15 protein-coding genes and 1 pseudogene are annotated in these 15,979 nt (G+C 41.8%); 9 read left to right on the forward strand and 7 right to left on the reverse strand.

Translation table 11 applies throughout. The features are described 5' to 3' along the window. Positions 1-41 precede the first annotated feature (41 nt). The gene (gene mutS, locus V4835_RS05260; RefSeq protein ID WP_331411395.1) at positions 42-2,609 is read right to left on the reverse strand and encodes a DNA mismatch repair protein MutS; all 2,568 of its coding nucleotides are present in this window, start codon (positions 2,607-2,609) and stop codon (positions 42-44) included. A gap of 159 nt (positions 2,610-2,768) precedes the next feature. Between mutS and V4835_RS05265 the strand changes: the two genes are divergently transcribed. Together V4835_RS05265 and V4835_RS05270 are read left to right on the forward strand one after the other, a co-directional pair. Continuing rightward, positions 2,769-4,229 carry a tyrosine-type recombinase/integrase gene (locus tag V4835_RS05265; protein ID WP_331411396.1) on the forward strand — a complete coding sequence of 487 codons (1,461 nt, stop codon included), beginning with the start codon at positions 2,769-2,771 and terminating at the stop codon, positions 4,227-4,229. Positions 4,230-4,232: 3 nt separating this feature from the next. After that, positions 4,233-4,511: pseudogene (locus V4835_RS05270) on the forward strand (hypothetical protein); the annotation flags it as partial. A 68-nt stretch (positions 4,512-4,579) separates the two neighbouring features. Here V4835_RS05270 and istB read toward each other — a convergent pair. After that, positions 4,580-5,362 (reverse strand): IS21-like element ISSen3 family helper ATPase IstB, encoded by a 783-nt coding sequence (istB, locus tag V4835_RS05275; protein WP_001531258.1) that lies wholly within the window; start codon positions 5,360-5,362, stop codon positions 4,580-4,582. After that, the gene (gene istA, locus V4835_RS05280; RefSeq protein WP_279750628.1) at positions 5,359-6,381 is read right to left on the reverse strand and encodes an IS21-like element ISSen3 family transposase; all 1,023 of its coding nucleotides are present in this window, start codon (positions 6,379-6,381) and stop codon (positions 5,359-5,361) included. The genes istB and istA overlap by 4 nt, the downstream gene beginning before the upstream one ends. Positions 6,382-6,439: 58 nt before the next feature. Here istA and V4835_RS05285 point away from each other — a divergent pair, with 58 nt between their 5' ends. Next, positions 6,440-6,802 (forward strand): hypothetical protein, encoded by a 363-nt coding sequence (locus tag V4835_RS05285; RefSeq protein WP_331411397.1) that lies wholly within the window; start codon positions 6,440-6,442, stop codon positions 6,800-6,802. 5 nt (positions 6,803-6,807) lie between these two features. Beyond that, the gene (locus V4835_RS05290; RefSeq protein ID WP_160744843.1) at positions 6,808-7,014 is read left to right on the forward strand and encodes a hypothetical protein; all 207 of its coding nucleotides are present in this window, start codon (positions 6,808-6,810) and stop codon (positions 7,012-7,014) included. Here the strand turns inward: V4835_RS05290 and V4835_RS05295 are convergent. Beyond that, positions 6,983-7,429: a hypothetical protein gene (locus V4835_RS05295; protein WP_331411398.1), complete on the reverse strand. Its 447-nt coding sequence runs from the start codon at positions 7,427-7,429 to the stop codon at positions 6,983-6,985. The two genes, V4835_RS05290 and V4835_RS05295, sit on opposite strands and share 32 nt — an antisense overlap. Before the next feature lie 181 nt (positions 7,430-7,610). After that, positions 7,611-8,183 carry a hypothetical protein gene (locus V4835_RS05300; protein ID WP_331411400.1) on the reverse strand — a complete coding sequence of 191 codons (573 nt, stop codon included), beginning with the start codon at positions 8,181-8,183 and terminating at the stop codon, positions 7,611-7,613. A gap of 672 nt (positions 8,184-8,855) precedes the next feature. Here V4835_RS05300 and V4835_RS05305 point away from each other — a divergent pair. The 5 genes from V4835_RS05305 to V4835_RS05325 all read left to right on the forward strand — a co-directional run bounded on the left by V4835_RS05305 (position 8,856) and on the right by V4835_RS05325 (position 13,899). Beyond that, on the forward strand, positions 8,856-9,854 hold the full coding sequence (locus V4835_RS05305; RefSeq protein ID WP_331411402.1) for a tyrosine-type recombinase/integrase: 999 nt from the start codon (positions 8,856-8,858) through the stop codon (positions 9,852-9,854). A 231-nt stretch (positions 9,855-10,085) separates the two neighbouring features. Further along, positions 10,086-11,180: a site-specific integrase gene (locus V4835_RS05310; RefSeq protein ID WP_331411404.1), complete on the forward strand. Its 1,095-nt coding sequence runs from the start codon at positions 10,086-10,088 to the stop codon at positions 11,178-11,180. Continuing rightward, positions 11,122-12,978, forward strand: a complete 1,857-nt coding sequence (locus tag V4835_RS05315; protein WP_331411405.1) for a DNA-binding protein — start codon at positions 11,122-11,124, stop codon at positions 12,976-12,978. Before V4835_RS05310 ends, V4835_RS05315 begins: the two co-directional genes overlap by 59 nt. Positions 12,979-12,986: 8 nt before the next feature. Next, positions 12,987-13,388, forward strand: a complete 402-nt coding sequence (locus V4835_RS05320; protein ID WP_331411407.1) for a hypothetical protein — start codon at positions 12,987-12,989, stop codon at positions 13,386-13,388. 91 nt (positions 13,389-13,479) lie between these two features. Next, positions 13,480-13,899, forward strand: a complete 420-nt coding sequence (locus V4835_RS05325; RefSeq protein ID WP_331411409.1) for a hypothetical protein — start codon at positions 13,480-13,482, stop codon at positions 13,897-13,899. Positions 13,900-13,950: 51 nt separating this feature from the next. Here V4835_RS05325 and V4835_RS05330 read toward each other — a convergent pair whose 3' ends face one another. Beyond that, positions 13,951-14,529 carry a DUF4755 domain-containing protein gene (locus V4835_RS05330; protein WP_331411410.1) on the reverse strand — a complete coding sequence of 193 codons (579 nt, stop codon included), beginning with the start codon at positions 14,527-14,529 and terminating at the stop codon, positions 13,951-13,953. Positions 14,530-14,775: 246 nt separating this feature from the next. Continuing rightward, positions 14,776-15,975, reverse strand: coding sequence for a relaxase/mobilization nuclease domain-containing protein (locus V4835_RS05335; protein ID WP_331411411.1), 1,200 nt, complete (start codon positions 15,973-15,975; stop codon positions 14,776-14,778). Positions 15,976-15,979: the final 4 nt, after the last annotated feature.

Consider the following 15,979-nt stretch of genomic DNA (forward strand, 5'->3'; position numbering starts at 1 on the left):
GGTAAGGCGAAGCCGCCACCCGACAAACAGACCGCAGACAACTAAACCAGACTCTTCAACCGATAAATCCACTCCAGCGCCTGACGCGGCGTCAGTGAATCCGGGTCGAGGTTCTCCAGCGCTTCCACCGCTGGGGACGTCTCTTCCGCAGGCACCAGCAGCGACATCTGGGTACCATCAATTTGCGTCGCCGCCGCATTCGGCGACAGGCTTTCCAGTTCACGCAGTTTCTGCCGCGCGCGCTTGATCACGTCCTTCGGCACACCTGCCAGCGCTGCGACGGCCAGGCCATAGCTTTTGCTCGCCGCGCCATCCTGCACCGTGTGCATGAAGGCAATGGTATCGCCGTGCTCCAGCGCATCCAGATGAACGTTCGCAACCCCTTCCATTTTCTCCGGCAGCTGCGTCAGTTCGAAATAGTGGGTGGCGAACAGCGTCATGGCCTTGATTTTATTCGCGAGGCTTTCGGCACAGGCCCATGCCAGCGACAGGCCATCATAGGTTGACGTTCCGCGTCCGACTTCGTCCATCAGCACCAGGCTGTGCTCCGTCGCGTTATGGAGAATGTTTGCCGTTTCGGTCATCTCGACCATGAAGGTTGAACGACCGCTCGCCAGATCGTCCGCTGCCCCGACGCGGGTAAAGATGCGGTCGATTGGGCCAATCTCCACGTTCTGCGCAGGGACGTAGCTGCCGATATACGCCAGCAGCGCAATCAGCGCCGTCTGCCGCATATAGGTACTCTTACCGCCCATGTTCGGACCGGTAATGATCAACATTCTTCTCTGCGGTGACAGGCTCAGCGGGTTGGCGATGAACGGTTCATTCAGCACCTGCTCTACCACCGGGTGACGGCCTTCTGTGATACGAATGCCGGGCTTGTCGGTAAAGGTCGGGCAGGTATAGTTCAGGGTTTCAGCGCGTTCAGCCAGATTCACCAGCACGTCCAGCTCCGCCAGCGCGCTGGCGCTCAGCTGCAGGTCGGCCAGGTGCGGCATCAGCATGTCGAACAGCTCGTCATAAAGCTGTTTTTCCAGCGCCAGCGCTTTACCTTTCGAGGTGAGGACTTTGTCTTCGTACTCTTTCAGTTCAGGAATAATGTAGCGTTCGGCGTTTTTCAACGTCTGGCGACGCACGTAGTGAATCGGCGCCAGGTGGCTCTGCCCGCGGCTGATCTGAATATAGTAACCGTGTACCGCGTTATACCCCACTTTCAGGGTATCGAGCCCAAGACGTTCGCGCTCGCGGATCTCCAGCTTGTCGAGGTAGTCCGTCGCACCGTCGGCCAGCGCGCGCCATTCGTCCAGCTCTTCGTTGTAGCCTGGGGCAATCACGCCGCCATCACGCACCAGAACCGGAGGCGCATCGATAATGGCGCGTTCCAGCAGCTCGCGAAGCTCGGTAAACTCGCCCATGGTTTCGCGGAGTTTCTGCACCGGCGCGCTGTCAACGTCACTCAGCTGCGCGCGCAGTTCCGGCAGCTGCTGGAAAGCATGACGCATCCGCGCGAGGTCGCGTGGTCGCGCGGTTCGCAGAGCCAGACGGGCCAGGATACGCTCCATGTCGCCCACCTGGCGCAGGACCGGCTGCAGCTCGGCATAGCGATCCTGCAGCGCGGCAATCGTCTGCTGACGGCAAACCAGCGTATCGGTATCGCGGATCGGCATATGCAGCCAGCGTTTTAGCATGCGGCTGCCCATTGGCGTCACCGTACTGTCGAGGACCGACGCGAGCGTATTTTCTACGCCACCCGCCAGGTTCTGCGTGATCTCGAGGTTACGGCGCGTGGCGGCATCCATGATGATGCTGTCCTGCTGGCGCTCCATGGTGATAGAGCGGATATGCGGCAGAGAGGTGCGCTGGGTATCTTTCACGTACTGCAGGAGACAACCAGCCGCACACAGCCCGCGCGGGGCATTTTCAACGCCAAAGCCAATCAGATCGCGGGTGCCAAACTGCAGATTCAGCTGCTGGCGCGCGGTATCAATTTCGAATTCCCACAGCGGACGGCGGCGCAACCCGCGACGACCTTCAATCAGCGCCATCTCGGCGAAATCTTCGGCATAGAGCAATTCTGCCGGGTTGGTGCGCTGCAGTTCGGCTGCCATCGTTTCACGGTCAGCCGGTTCACTCAGACGAAAACGTCCGGAGCTGATATCCAGCGTCGCGTAGCCAAACCCTTTTCCGTCCTGCCACAGCGCGGCCAGCAGGTTATCCTGGCGCTCCTGTAACAGGGCTTCATCACTGATGGTGCCGGGCGTGACGATGCGCACCACTTTGCGTTCCACCGGGCCTTTTGAGGTCGCCGGATCGCCAATCTGTTCGCAGATGGCGACGGACTCACCCTGATTCACCAGTTTCGCCAGGTAGTTTTCTACCGCGTGGTGCGGGATACCTGCCATAGGAATGGGTTCGCCTGCCGATGCGCCACGTTTGGTCAGCGAGATGTCGAGCAGCTGCGATGCGCGCTTAGCATCGTCATAAAACAGCTCGTAAAAATCGCCCATACGGTAAAACAGCAGGATTTCCGGATGTTGTGCTTTCAGCTTCAGATACTGCTGCATCATCGGTGTATGGCTAGATAAGTCCTTGTCTATGTCTTCATTCATTTTGATTTTACTCGTTTTTTTAATCTTTCAGGTACTCATGTGGCCCCGTTTAAATCTCTGTTAAACTCACATGAACCCGCAAATTTGTAGCTCACCTGTAGCTCAGAACGTGATAGATTGGTTTTACTCTTTTTCTGGGCTACAAACAGTGGTGGTACTTTGAAAACAACTCTCACTCAGTCTTTTATTATCAACAAGTTAAGCATCCATGTTAAGCCAGAACTTAGTAGCTCTGGAAAAGTTGTTTTCGAAGCTAACCCTGATCAAAAACCTTACATAGTCTTTGATGATCACAGGGACGCCCCTGTGGGATTCGGGGTAAAGGTAAGTTTGACGAAAAAAACCTATGTAATCCAGCGAAGAGTATCTTCTGGTGATCGTAGTGTGAGTGAAGGTAAGAAACCAAGTTCTGTGCTTAAAGTAAAAGTTGGGAATGTTTCTGATTTTCCGAGTATCGATCAAGCTCGTGAAGCAGCACGACAGTTGGTTCAGACGATGATCGCAACAAAGAGGAATCCTAATAGGATTAAGCGAGAAACAGAAGCTTCAGAACTCACTATCAGTGAAGTGTTCGCTCAATACCGTCAACACCTACTTGGAAGGTCTAAACCAGCAAAGCCGAATACACTTAATGTGCTGAACAAAGCAGAAAATCGTCTGAAAGAGTGGGAAGCTTTACGAGTGAAGGATCTCACTGGTAATGACATCCTTCGTAAGTTTGATGAAATTGCCTCAAGAGCCAGAACAGCAGCGGAGCAGACATTCAGGTGGGCCAACGTTGCGGTCAAACACGCAATCGAGATTGAAGCAGGGAATGCGCAGACACAGCAACGGCAACCTTCACTATCCTACAACCCTTTTAGTATTTTAAAGGTACAGAAAAAATTCAGGACTCGTTCTGAGCTTGAGGATAGCTACAAAGCGAAAGGTGTTCGAAACCCACTTTCTCCGAAAGACAGCTTAGGTAGATTTCTGACTGCACTACACAACAAGAGAAGCTTTAACCGTTTGGGTTGTGATTACCTACTGTTGACGGTTCTTCTTGGTGCTCGTAAAGAAGAAACAGCTTCTCTGTGCTGGCGAGAATACCTTACTAACGAAGAAGCCAAAACGACAAGCTATGTCGATCTCGAAAATCGAAAGATTCGATTCTACGACACAAAGAACCGAAATGACCACGAGCTTCCTATTTGTGATGCTGTGAAACGGGTGCTGGAAGACAGAAGGGACATTGTTCAGGAAGCAGAAACTCGTCAAGAAAGACTAAAATGGGTTTTCCCTGCCCGTTCCAAAAGAAGCAAAGCTGGACACTATTCAGATAGTAAAAGTTTGAGAGAGTATCTATGTACGGAAGCTGAGATCGTCAAACTTGGTATGCATGACCTAAGACGAACTTTCGGAAGAGTAGCAGAAGAACTTACTTCTTATGCTGTCGTTAAGAAGCTGCTTAACCACCGCAATACGACAGATCCAACAGAGCGTTATGCTGTTCCAGACGAAGATCGGGTTTATGAGGCTCTACAGCGCATTGAATTGCATATGTTGATGACTGCGCCTACGTTATACAATGCACTTTTAGCATCAGCAAAATATCCACCATTATCTGACAACAGGGAGTAATGGATGAGTGTTGTTGAAACATTGAGAGAACTGTCCGAAGTTTGGCAGTTATTTGGTGATATGCCTGATGACACTACGTTAGGTGTCGATTTAGCGGCACTCTACCTTGGTATCAGTGTCAAAACTCTTGCCCGTTATCGTCAGAACGGCGATGGACCAACCTACGTCCAGTATCAATCTGAAGACAGTAAAGCCAGAAACCAGCGGGTTAATTACCTATTGAAAGACCTTCGTTCCTGGAGAGATAGCCATAGAGTCAGTAGCACAATGCACGCTGCTCAATGTCAACAACGGGTAAAAAGTGATCCACTAACCGTCACCACCAACGGTTTAATATTGATCCACCTTGTTTACTCAGGATTAGCTTCCGCTATAACCCCGGCCTTTCGTTTCTGCTTCAGTCGATAGCTCTCTCCTTTTATCTGGACTACGTGTGAGTGATGTAAGATCCGATCCAGCATCGCCGATGTCAGGGCCGCATCACCTGCGAACGTCTGGTCCCACTGCCCGAACGGCAGGTTGGAGGTCAGGATCATCGCGCTCTTCTCGTAACGTTTGGCGATGACCTGGAAGAACAGCTTGGCTTCCTCCTGACTGAACGGCAGATAGCCTATTTCATCGATGATAAGCAGCTTCGGGGCCATGACACCACGATTGAGAGTCGTTTTGTAACGGCCCTGACGCTGTGAAGTGGACAGCTGTAGCAGCAGGTCCGCTGCTGTTGTGAAGCGAACCTTGATGCCCGCCCGTACTGCTTCGTAGCCCATAGCTATCGCCAGATGTGTTTTTCCCACGCCCGATGGCCCCAGCAACACGATGTTTTCGTTACGCTCTATGAAGCTCAGGGATCGCAGCGACTGGATTTGCTTCTGAGGAGCGCCGGTGGCGAAGGTGAAGTCGTACTCCTCGAACGTCTTCACCGCCGGGAAGGCTGCCATCCGCGTGTACATCGCCTGTTTACGCTGATGCCGGGCCAGTTTCTCCTCATGTAACAGGTGCTCCAGGAAGTCCATGTAGCTCCATTCCTGATCCACCGCCTGTTGCGACAGCGCCGGCGCTGCGCCGATAAGACTGTCCAGCTGCAGCTGTTCAGCAAGTACCATCAGCCGTTGATGTTGCAGTTCGACCATCATGCGGCTCCTCTGCAGAACGTGTCATAGATGGAGAGTGGATGATGCAACGGCTGCCTGTCGAAGGTCATCAGGCTTTCATCAACCTGCACGTCATACTGTTTCTTCTCCGGTGGCAGTGCCAGCATGGATTGCTGTTCCTCCACCCAGCGATCACAGGGGCGGGTCTGGATAGTTTCATGCTTACGTTGATTGGCCACATCGTACAGCCAGCGCAGGCCGTAACGGTTTGCGGTTTCAACATCGAGGGTGATCCCCATCGGGCGCAGGCGCGTCATTAACGGGATATAGAAGCTGTTTCGGGTGTACTGCACCATCCGCTCCACCTTGCCTTTAGTCTGCGCCCTGAAGGGACGGCACAGGCGGGGAGAGAAGCCCATCTCTTTACCGAACTGCCACAGGGAAGGATGGAACCGGTGCTGCCCGGTCTGGTAAGCATCACGCTGCAGCACCACCGTTTTCATATTGTCGTACAGGACTTCCTGCGGTACACCGCCGAAGAAGCTGAACGCATTGCGGTGACAGGCTTCCAGCGTGTCGTAGCGCATGTTGTCGGCGAACTCGATGTAAAGCATTCTGCTGTATCCCAGAACAGCAACGAACACATGCAGGGGTGACTTGCCGTTTCGCATGGTCCCCCAGTCAACCTGCATCTGCCGTCCGGGCTCGGTTTCGAAGCGAACGACCGGTTCTGCCTGTGCTGGCAGGGTCTGTTTGCGGATGAACTCTCTCAGGATAGTAAGCCCTCCACGATAGCCCAGCTCCATGATTTCCCTGGCAATAACGGTCGCCGGAATTTTGTAGGGATGCGCATCGCTGATCCGCTTAGAGATGTAATCACGGTATTCATCGAGCAGTGATGATGGTGCCGGGCGTGGTGAATACTGCGGCTTTTCAGATTTAGCTTTCAGGTGGCTGCGGACAGTATTGCGCGAAATACCCAGCTCCCTGGCAATGGCCCGGATACTCATTCCCCGCTTGTGCAGGACTTTAATTTCCATACGAATCTCAAAAGTGATCATAAGCTCCCCTGTATTCAGAGGAGCAGATTAACCCCTGGATCAATTTTCAACCGCTGGGGTGGATCAGTTTTGCACCGTTGGTGACACTCAAGTTCGGGGATTAGCATTTACCTGCCTATCTGATTTAACCGAGCCTCAACCTTTCTGGCAGATCACCAACAATACTGGCTCTACAAGCAAAATCATATCCCATGCACTAACTACTCCTGATGATATCTTCAGGCAGCTACTGGAAGAACCTAATAAAAAAGTAATCTGGACCTCCATAGAAGAAGCTCTCTTTAAGGATTGGATTAATGTCGATGAAAGAAAGAAATGGAATGACTTGTTTAATGAGGTTTTAAATTACTTAATTAAAAGCTCAAATGCTGCATTGGAAAAGCAAACTATTGAAACAGCCCTTAACTTGAAAGGAATGTAGAAAAAATGAAAACAGGCTCATACAAAAGTAAGTCAAAAGAATACTACATCGATAAGAGGCTTAAGAAAAAGAGTAATCTAGAAGATAAGGATGAATATGAATATTTCCTTGTTAATAAAAATGATCCAACAGACGAAATTGGACCATTTGAAACACTGCAAAAAGCAGAAGATGAATTAGTTAAACTAAACCCTCACTATCGCCCTGAGTAGTTAAAGAAACTCGGATATAACCTTTATATTGGTCTTTTAAAATTTCTAATGGGAGATCTATATCACATAGCCTCCCATTGTTTTCACCTGGAGACAACAGACGGCGAATATTTCCCGATTTTCTATAATGGTTATCGGGTTCATCTATAATATCATTTTCTTTTGAGTATTCGTTATTAAAAGAAAGCATTACACAGTTATCTTTTTCAACAAAATCAACAATCGTATTTTCTTTAATTAAGGACACTACAGGTATCTTTATTTTTCTCCTGAAAATATTATTATTTGCATCTCTGAATAAAAATTCTCGGTATTCACTAAATAACTCATCATCGTAATTATTCTTGGATTGGAAAAACTCTGTTTCATCTATATCATCATTTTCATGGAAAAACTGTATTTTTATTTTATTCATATAGCACCTCTATAAATATATGGTATTTACTAATATCTATAGTGAAATAAATCTAAAGTCAACGTATGAGTTGAACTTAATATTCTATGAAAATTTTATAATCAATAAAACTTAACTATATGGTTAGGTGTGTGCGGAAAAACACGACCAATGGAACACTGGCCGTGTTTTATGCATACGCCTACTTCTCTCTATACATTTCCATGTTAAAATTATTTCCAAAGGGATTTATCACATCAAGTTTTTTGTAATTGTGGTTATCAATGATGATTCTATACGATTGGCTTGCCCCTTTCGCCAGCATGTCTTCTACAGCAGGGAAATTTTTGTTTGTGAGTTTTTCAAGAAGAGATAAGTTCTGAAGATCGACTTCTTCTCCATTATAGATGATTTTATCAGGATTTGATTTCAAATTGTTGAGAGAGATAACTAACTCTTTATCATTGATTTGCCATTCGCCAGCACCATTTACTCTATAAGATACAAACAAATTAGTATTATTGATTTTATCGGAGCTATAAGACATTTCGCCACTAACATTGTATTTTCCGTTTGAAAAATAAGATGTTTTTACCTTTGTGCTTACTATAATTCCCTGTTCATTATATGAATACGAACCATTTGTTGCCCACGTTCCTATTATATCTTCCTTCCGGTGCATATCTGGTGCATTAGGAAAATATCCAAAGTATATTCCGTAAAAAACACCTATAAGTGGCAATCCAATAACGAGTGTTTTCAATACTCTATTCATGGTGAACCTTCCATAGTCAATGCATTTGCAAACCAGAAGACCATTGTATCACGCTTTTATTTCCAGAGAGATAACTACTGATAACGGTATATTAATTTTTTTTTGGTTTTGCTGAAAATAAATTTGTACTGCATACATTCTATCATGTAATGTTATAAACAATAATTTTGTCAATTATTTTCAGGGCTTATTTCGAGTTATTTGCAATATTTTTTACGTTTGTTATTACAGGTATTGTTTATACTACTTTCTCGTAATTAAAAGGAAAAGGCAGTAAACATAACAGAGCTTAGTTCTACTATTAAATGAAATTGTAAAAAATTTGCAAAAAAAGACAAATGTTCCATATATTTATGATTTATTTAGGATTGGAAAAAATAGTCAAAATTAAAGAGAGTTAAATTGCAACCATAGTTAGAGAATAAAAAGTAAAAAAAGGGGGTTATTGTGGGTAATTTTTATGTAAAGAATTTCATGTTTGAGAACGGTGAGAGGTATTGTTTGTTATTTGATAGGGCGACTAACATACCGAGATATTACGAAAACATGTATATAACAGTAGAGGTGAGAAACCGAACTCACTCAGTAAAGACGATGGAAGCAGTAATCAGGACCTTACTGTTATTGAATGATTATTTAAATCTGAAGAATATAGACATAATAGAAAGGATAATGGAATTAGAATTCCTGACTATTCAAGAGATAGATGAATTGGTCTACTATTTAGGTTTAAACCATACTACAAAAAAAGTTGTAAAAATTACACATGGAAGAAGGCAACCAATAAGTGTAAAAACTAAGTATAACAGGATAAATTGGATTAGCAGGTATTTCACATGGCTTTCTAACTATCTTTTATATGATAAGAAAGTGGAAGTAAAAAAACAAAATGTATTCATAAGAACGCTGGACAGCAAAAAACCGAAACTTTGTTATGATGATGACTATTATACCTCAGAGTCAAAATCTCTTGATGATCACCAAAAGAGGCAACTTTTTTCTGCAATAAAATCATCCTCTCCTCAAAATCCGTTTTCAAAGACAGTTCGCACAAGGAATGAATTAATAGTAATCATGCTGTACATGTTGGGTGTGCGAGCAGGAGAACTTTTGAACATTCGTTTGCGAGATATAGATCTTGAAAACAGGACGATCAAAATTATTCGTCGTCATGATGATCTTACGGATAACAGGATCAAGCAGCCGCTTGTTAAAACTTTGAACAGAAACATTTACATGTCAGAGTGGCTTGAAAGTAAGATCTACTTTTACATACAAGGTGAACGACAAAAGAACATAAAGAAGCACAAACATGATTTTCTGTTCATAACACAGGGTAGCTCTCTTAATAGAGGATTACCGTTGACAATGGCAGCGTATGAGAAGTTATTCGAGCGAATAAAAGAGATTGATAGCTTACCAAAGAATTTTTCAGGACATAAGTTGAGGCATACCTGGAACTATGAATTTTCTAAAGAGGTAAGGAATGCGACGATAGAAAATGGGAACATAAATGAAGAGTTAATTCGATCTTATGTTATGGGATGGGTTCCGAATACAAACATATCGAAAGTGTACAATCAAAGATTTACAAAAGAGATCTGTAGCCAAATCCAAAAAGCTATGCAAAAAAAGATGTGTAAAATATTTGAGGTGATGGGCGATGATTAATCAGACAATACTTAAAGAAGAATTCAATATAAGATATAGTATGGCTGGATATGAATTTGATCTCAGAGAAAAAATTTGGAATCTAAAAAGGGGAGTAATAATTAACTTATCATTTCTGGATGATTTTTTAGAAAAATTTATCATGAAGGTTTCATTCATACTCTTTCTTATTTTGCACAGGTATACAAACCAGAGTCAGTAAGTTCATTTGTTGTTAAAATAAAAGCTATTATGTTTGGTTATAATGTTAGGACTTTCAGTGAACATGAACTTATTACTGCATATAGCGACTTGCAGAGCAAAGATTACGAAAAATTCATAACGTTTAAGAGCTTTATAATTAAATGGAAAGAACTTGGTTATTATGGAATAGATGACAATGCTTATGAATATTTAAAAGTAATAACTATCCCTACAAGTATTCATGGAGATGTCGTTAAAAGAAGAGACCCAAAATTAGGTCCATTTAATGATCTGGAAATTAAAATGATTGTAGATGGACTTGAAACAGGTATAAATCGAGGCACAGTAAGTGAGTATTGTTATATTTTCACAAGGATTTTACTACTAAGTGGTAGAAGACCTATTCAAATCATGTCATTAAAACACCGAGATGTTATAAAGAATGAAGGGGGATACTTTTTAAGAATACCGAGAGCTAAGCAAAAGAATAATGTGTTCAGGGGGACGTTCAGAGAAATAGAAATTACAGAGGAAATCTGGCAATATTTAATAAAAGTAATGGTTCACAATATAGATAAAGTTAAAGAAATTATTGCTGAAGATTTAAATGAGAATTTTTTTGACGATTTGCCTATATTTCTTTCAATCCCGCAATTATGTAAAGTTTCAGATGGGATAGATTTCTCTAAGTACCTACAATGTGATTTTTTACATATCAGAACAGGTCAGGCTCGATTTTGGTTAAAAGATTTCGCTAAGAAATTTAAAATATATTCTCCAAGAACAGGGGAATTATTGAAAATTCATCCAGTAAGGTTTCGCTATACATTCGGGACGTTATTAGCCAGAAGTGGGGGGAACTTAAGCACAATTGCTTTCGCAATGGATCATTCGTCTGATACCAGTGCAGGTTGTTATATTAAAAACTTACCTGATAACGTCAATGTTATAGACAAAGCAGTAGAACGTTATCTAACAGATATATCAGATGTATTTCTTGGTAAAAGAGGATACCAGGGAGATTTATTACAAAAAGCCCTCACAATGGACATAAAAAAAGGAAATAAAAACAATAGAAACTGTGATGGTTGCCAACATTTTAAAGCATGGAATAGGAGGGGGAATGACAGTCTTAATATTTAAACCAGCTAATGATGAGCAGGAGAAAAATTTAGAACAATTCATATCATTTTGTAAACAGCAATTTAACCGTCAAAAAAGAATGCATACATGGGATGACAATATTTGGTATAAGTTGGGCACATTCACCAAACTAAAAACCAAACATTGGGAAGATGGTAATGCAATGAATTTGGAGTTTGTTGACTTTGCGAAGTCTTACATTATTTATCAAAGAGGTCTAACAAGGAAGAAGAAATTTCAACGAGAGATGGTTGTTTTAAAATGCATCGAAGAATCACTAATCAAATTAAAGGGCAGTGCATGTATAACTAATTGTGATACTATGGTTTTTGATTTGGCTTTAAATATAATGAAAAAAAGTTTTTCAGAATACTCTGTATACAAACTATCAAAAGTATTAGAAAGGTTTTCTATATTCTTGGTTGAAAAGAAATTAGTCAGAAAATTTTTTATAGGATGGGTGTCTCCTTTAAAATTAAAACAGGTCGAATGTTATAAACCGCTTTCAGAGGTAATTGGAGAAAATGGAAAATTATCAAATTTATCTGCCATTGAAGCATTAGCGAGTATTTTTGCAAAAGAAGATTCGAAACTAAGTGAAAAGGATCAGTATGTAAGTTCTGTATTCGCTCTTTTGATGTGTGCTCCGAGTAGAATTTCAGAGATCCTTGCTTTACCGGCCGATTGTGAAATCGTTGAACAAGATAAAGATGGTGCAGAGCATTATGGGCTTCGCTTTTATTCAGCAAAAGGATATGGAGCAGATATTAAATGGATACCTTCGATAATGGTTCCCGTAGCTCAAAAAGCAGTGGCAAGACTCAGGAGACTATCAGCGAACGCAAGAGCCATCGCGTTATGGCATGAAAACAAATCATCAGTTTTTAGACTGCCTACTTGTCCAGATGTAGATGAAGAACAACCTCTAACAAGTGCTCAGGTATATAAAGCTTTAGGTTATGATGTTAATTTAAAATGGAAACATGGTTATAAAGCCAAAATAGAATCTTTGTTATTAAATGATAAAAAAACATTCTTGGGTAAAAAGTACTCCTATACACTGAAAACTCTATTCCAAACAATCCATAATTCGCCGCCGCCAGATTTCCCATATTACGATAGGGAAAAAGGGATTAAATATTCTAATGCTCTATGTATTGTTAATGGTTATCAACTTAATGAAGATGCACAAACTAATCTGTGGCAAATTCACAAATATTCAGCTAATAGCCTCATGTTGGAAATTGGACACAAAAAGATAGGAGGACCAAATATATTTGAAAGACATGGTTTTTTTGATAGAGATGGCAAACCATTGATTGTATATAGCCATCAGGCAAGGCATTTACTTAATACGTTCGCATATCTTGGCGGGATGAATGATTTTGATATCGCACGATGGTCTGGGCGTAATAGGATTACAAGCAATAGAGATTACAACCATGTTTCCGAAGAACACATGAAGGGGTATGCCATTGACATAAGCGAACAGAAGCAATGTACCATTGAGCCTTTCTTAGGAACTGATAGTGGCATCTCTGACCCGAACCTTGATCCTGATGTGCATGGGGCTGTGCTTGCTACAGAACAGGGCTATTGCCTACATCACTACTCTATCAAACCCTGCTCCAGGTTCTCTGGCTTAGATGACACAACAGGTAGCGGCAGCACCGAGCTGACCGATCTTGTAGACAAGCTGGTATATAGAACTGAACAGGATAAGAACGATGGAGTGTATGGTGCAGAACAATGGTTAGAACTACATCTTAAATATAAAGAAAAACTCAATAAAAAATAGGAGGGAGTATGGCAAAGCATTTAAGTAGAAGAGATATCGATTATATACTTTATTCAATCACCGAGTGGAACATGAAAGGCGACAAGCTAACTTGGGATAACTTATGCAAAAAAGTATCAAGAAAGATCGGGAAAACCCCAACAAGGCAATCCTTATATACACACAAAGAAATCGTAAATTTATACATGGCTAAAAAGAAGGCTATCAGGCAGAAAGTTGATCTCGTTGACAAACCATCCAGCATTAAAAAAGCCTACGAAAAGATCGATAAATTAGAAATCAAAGTTGCAGAACTGTCTAACCTGAACAATATACTGCAAGAGAATATAGCTAAGCTACAGTACTCTTGTTATCTCAAAGGGATTAAAGAACACGAAATTGAAGAAAACTTTCCCATCATTAAAAGATAATATTGATAGGTTTTAACTATTGACATGATTGAATATTATGCTAATTGTATAGACAGAAATACGGACGTTAACAATTGCAAGGATGCATATTATGGGAAAATTAAATAGCATGGAGCGTTTTCTAATACTTTTTGAACGCTTCATTAAAAAGCTCGAAGAGTCTGGATTGTCAGAGTCAGACATAATAGATAAATCTTATCTGTTTTGTGTCGGCTTCTATATCAAGTACAAAAATGACATTGATAATATAGAGTTAGCTAACAGAGATGTTGTTTTATCATTTATGCTTACTTCTTATTATTGCTTCATAAATAATATAGAAAATAGAGTAGTCGATTCTGATAAAATAAGAAGAATGTGCAGTCTTCTTATTCACTTTATTTTGAATAACAAAACAAATACTGAAAATGTTTTCATTAACGAAAAAAGAAAATATGATCGTTCCGTGTTAGCAAAATCATTAAGAGATAGGAATGTAAACTATATAGCTAACTATAACAAAAATGCTTAAACAGAATCTACTTCGATATAGACTCTGTTTTAAGCAAGATGTGTTTTGATTTCATGCTGCATCTAAGTTTTGATCAAAAATTTCCATCCATTGATTAAGTTGTGCTTTGAGATCCTTAATACCCTTATGAGAGTTAAAAGAATCATTACGTGGATAGAACCGGATGTGCCATTCAGGGTTTTTAATGTCTTTTACGCGGATAAAGAGACCTGTATCAGCGATGTTTTGACCTAATGTTTTACTGTTATCTCGGATACTCTTTAAACCACCACCGGAAATTTCTCCACCATAACTGATGTTGTAGTTCCACTCTTTAATTTCCTCGAAAGAATACGTTTTTGCACCCTCATCATTTTTGAGGAAAACCTCTTTTTTATTTGTGTCTAACCGGATTTCACAATCATTGAATTTATGAAGATAGATCCCATCATTATTGTCGTTAAGATAATTGACTGTTGCAGAGTTATTCTTTCTGACAACATATTTACCAAAAGCTGTTGCACACAACATAGCGCTGATGAAAAAAAGAGGAACCCAATATACTGACATCACTTTAGAACCCCCAAAGTAAGCAACAAAAATAGGGAGTGCAATCGCCAGCAATACACGCTTCATCATGAAGTATTTCATACGTTTGTTCCTGTACGATGTACAAAAAATTGAAAATAGGCTAGTAAAATCAATCTATTAGCCGATAGTTCTTTCAACGTACATTTTGTACCAACCTGTAAAGTTATCAAATCATTTGTACCGATCGATATTTTACATTTTGATAGTTAGTGCCTATCATTTATGCATTTATAGATCGATATAAACGATCAATTATTTTACGTAAAATCAGTGATATAGCTGTTTGTCGGTCTAATTTGGTCAGTTTCACAGTCTAAAAACGCTCTTTTTGGATGTTCTTTCAGCAGAAGGTGTGTATGCAATATTTACATGAAGTGGTGAAGCTGAATGGACTTTTACTGCTGCATTTGGATGCTTGAGCAATGGATTACCTAATTTTTTGAGGATGCTAACTATTGAATCAATATAGGGGATTGTTTCTATCCATCTCATCGCTACGTCCACATAGCTTTTGCTTTTACCACGGGTTTTTTCATCAACTACAAGCGAGACAGCTTCAGGTGAGGGAAGCTGTATGTCCTCCATATCTATTCCAACGAAAAAATTAGATGCATCGGTTTCTTTTTTATCTAACATTTCTGTTGCTGCAATTTGGATCGCTTCATCTGGAACAGGTGCATTGAAGACAATGGGAGCTTTTTTGTTATCCATTGAGGGAGCAACATTGATAATGAACGGTTCTAAATTTTTCCATGAATACTTTTTACCAAGCTGAGAAGCTTTGAATGAAATGTTGGCGTACTCAAAGGAAAAACCATTCATCTTCCCTGTTGACGCTCTGTTAGGAACAGCTTTTATCTTCTTAACTGCGAGCTGCTGCACAAACTCTTCTTCTGAAATCTGGCTTGTGATCAGTGTATCTATAGCTTCTTGTATGATTGTCTTTGCACATTTCTCGCCAGTTCTCTCTTCTAACATTGCTTCATTACGTGATTTTTTACGTTTGGCAGGTGAGGTTGAAGGTTTCAGGGCATTAGTTCCTTTTGTTTTGGTCAACTGGTAGTCTTTTTCAAGATCCTGGATGATACGGGTGCTGATAAGGTTCTCATTTTTACCTAAGTAGAGCTTCCCGGATGTTGCATCGATGCGACTTGCCACTATGTGAATATGTTGGCCATCTTTATCATCATGCAGGACATAAGCTCGTAGATGCGTTTCAGAGAAGCCCATACGCTTCATGTAGTCATCGGCTAACAGCTTCCATCTCTGTATTGGTAGATGCTCACCAGCAGGAAGACGCAGAGAATTGTGCCAAACAGGTTTACTGACATCGGAGCGTAGAAGCTTTGTCGCATTGAACTCTGCACTTAACGCTTCTGCGAAGCTCTCAATGACATTACCACCTACTACATACGGTTCTGACTTGTGGTGCGAAGCAGGTTTTAATAAATAAGAAATAAGTCCATTAAAGGTTTTTCCTCTTTTGATTTTTTGCATTCCCTTCACTGAT

This window comes from Enterobacter cloacae complex sp. CARB60, assembly GCF_036487345.1.
Classification (GTDB): Bacteria; Pseudomonadota; Gammaproteobacteria; order Enterobacterales; family Enterobacteriaceae; genus Enterobacter; species Enterobacter asburiae_D.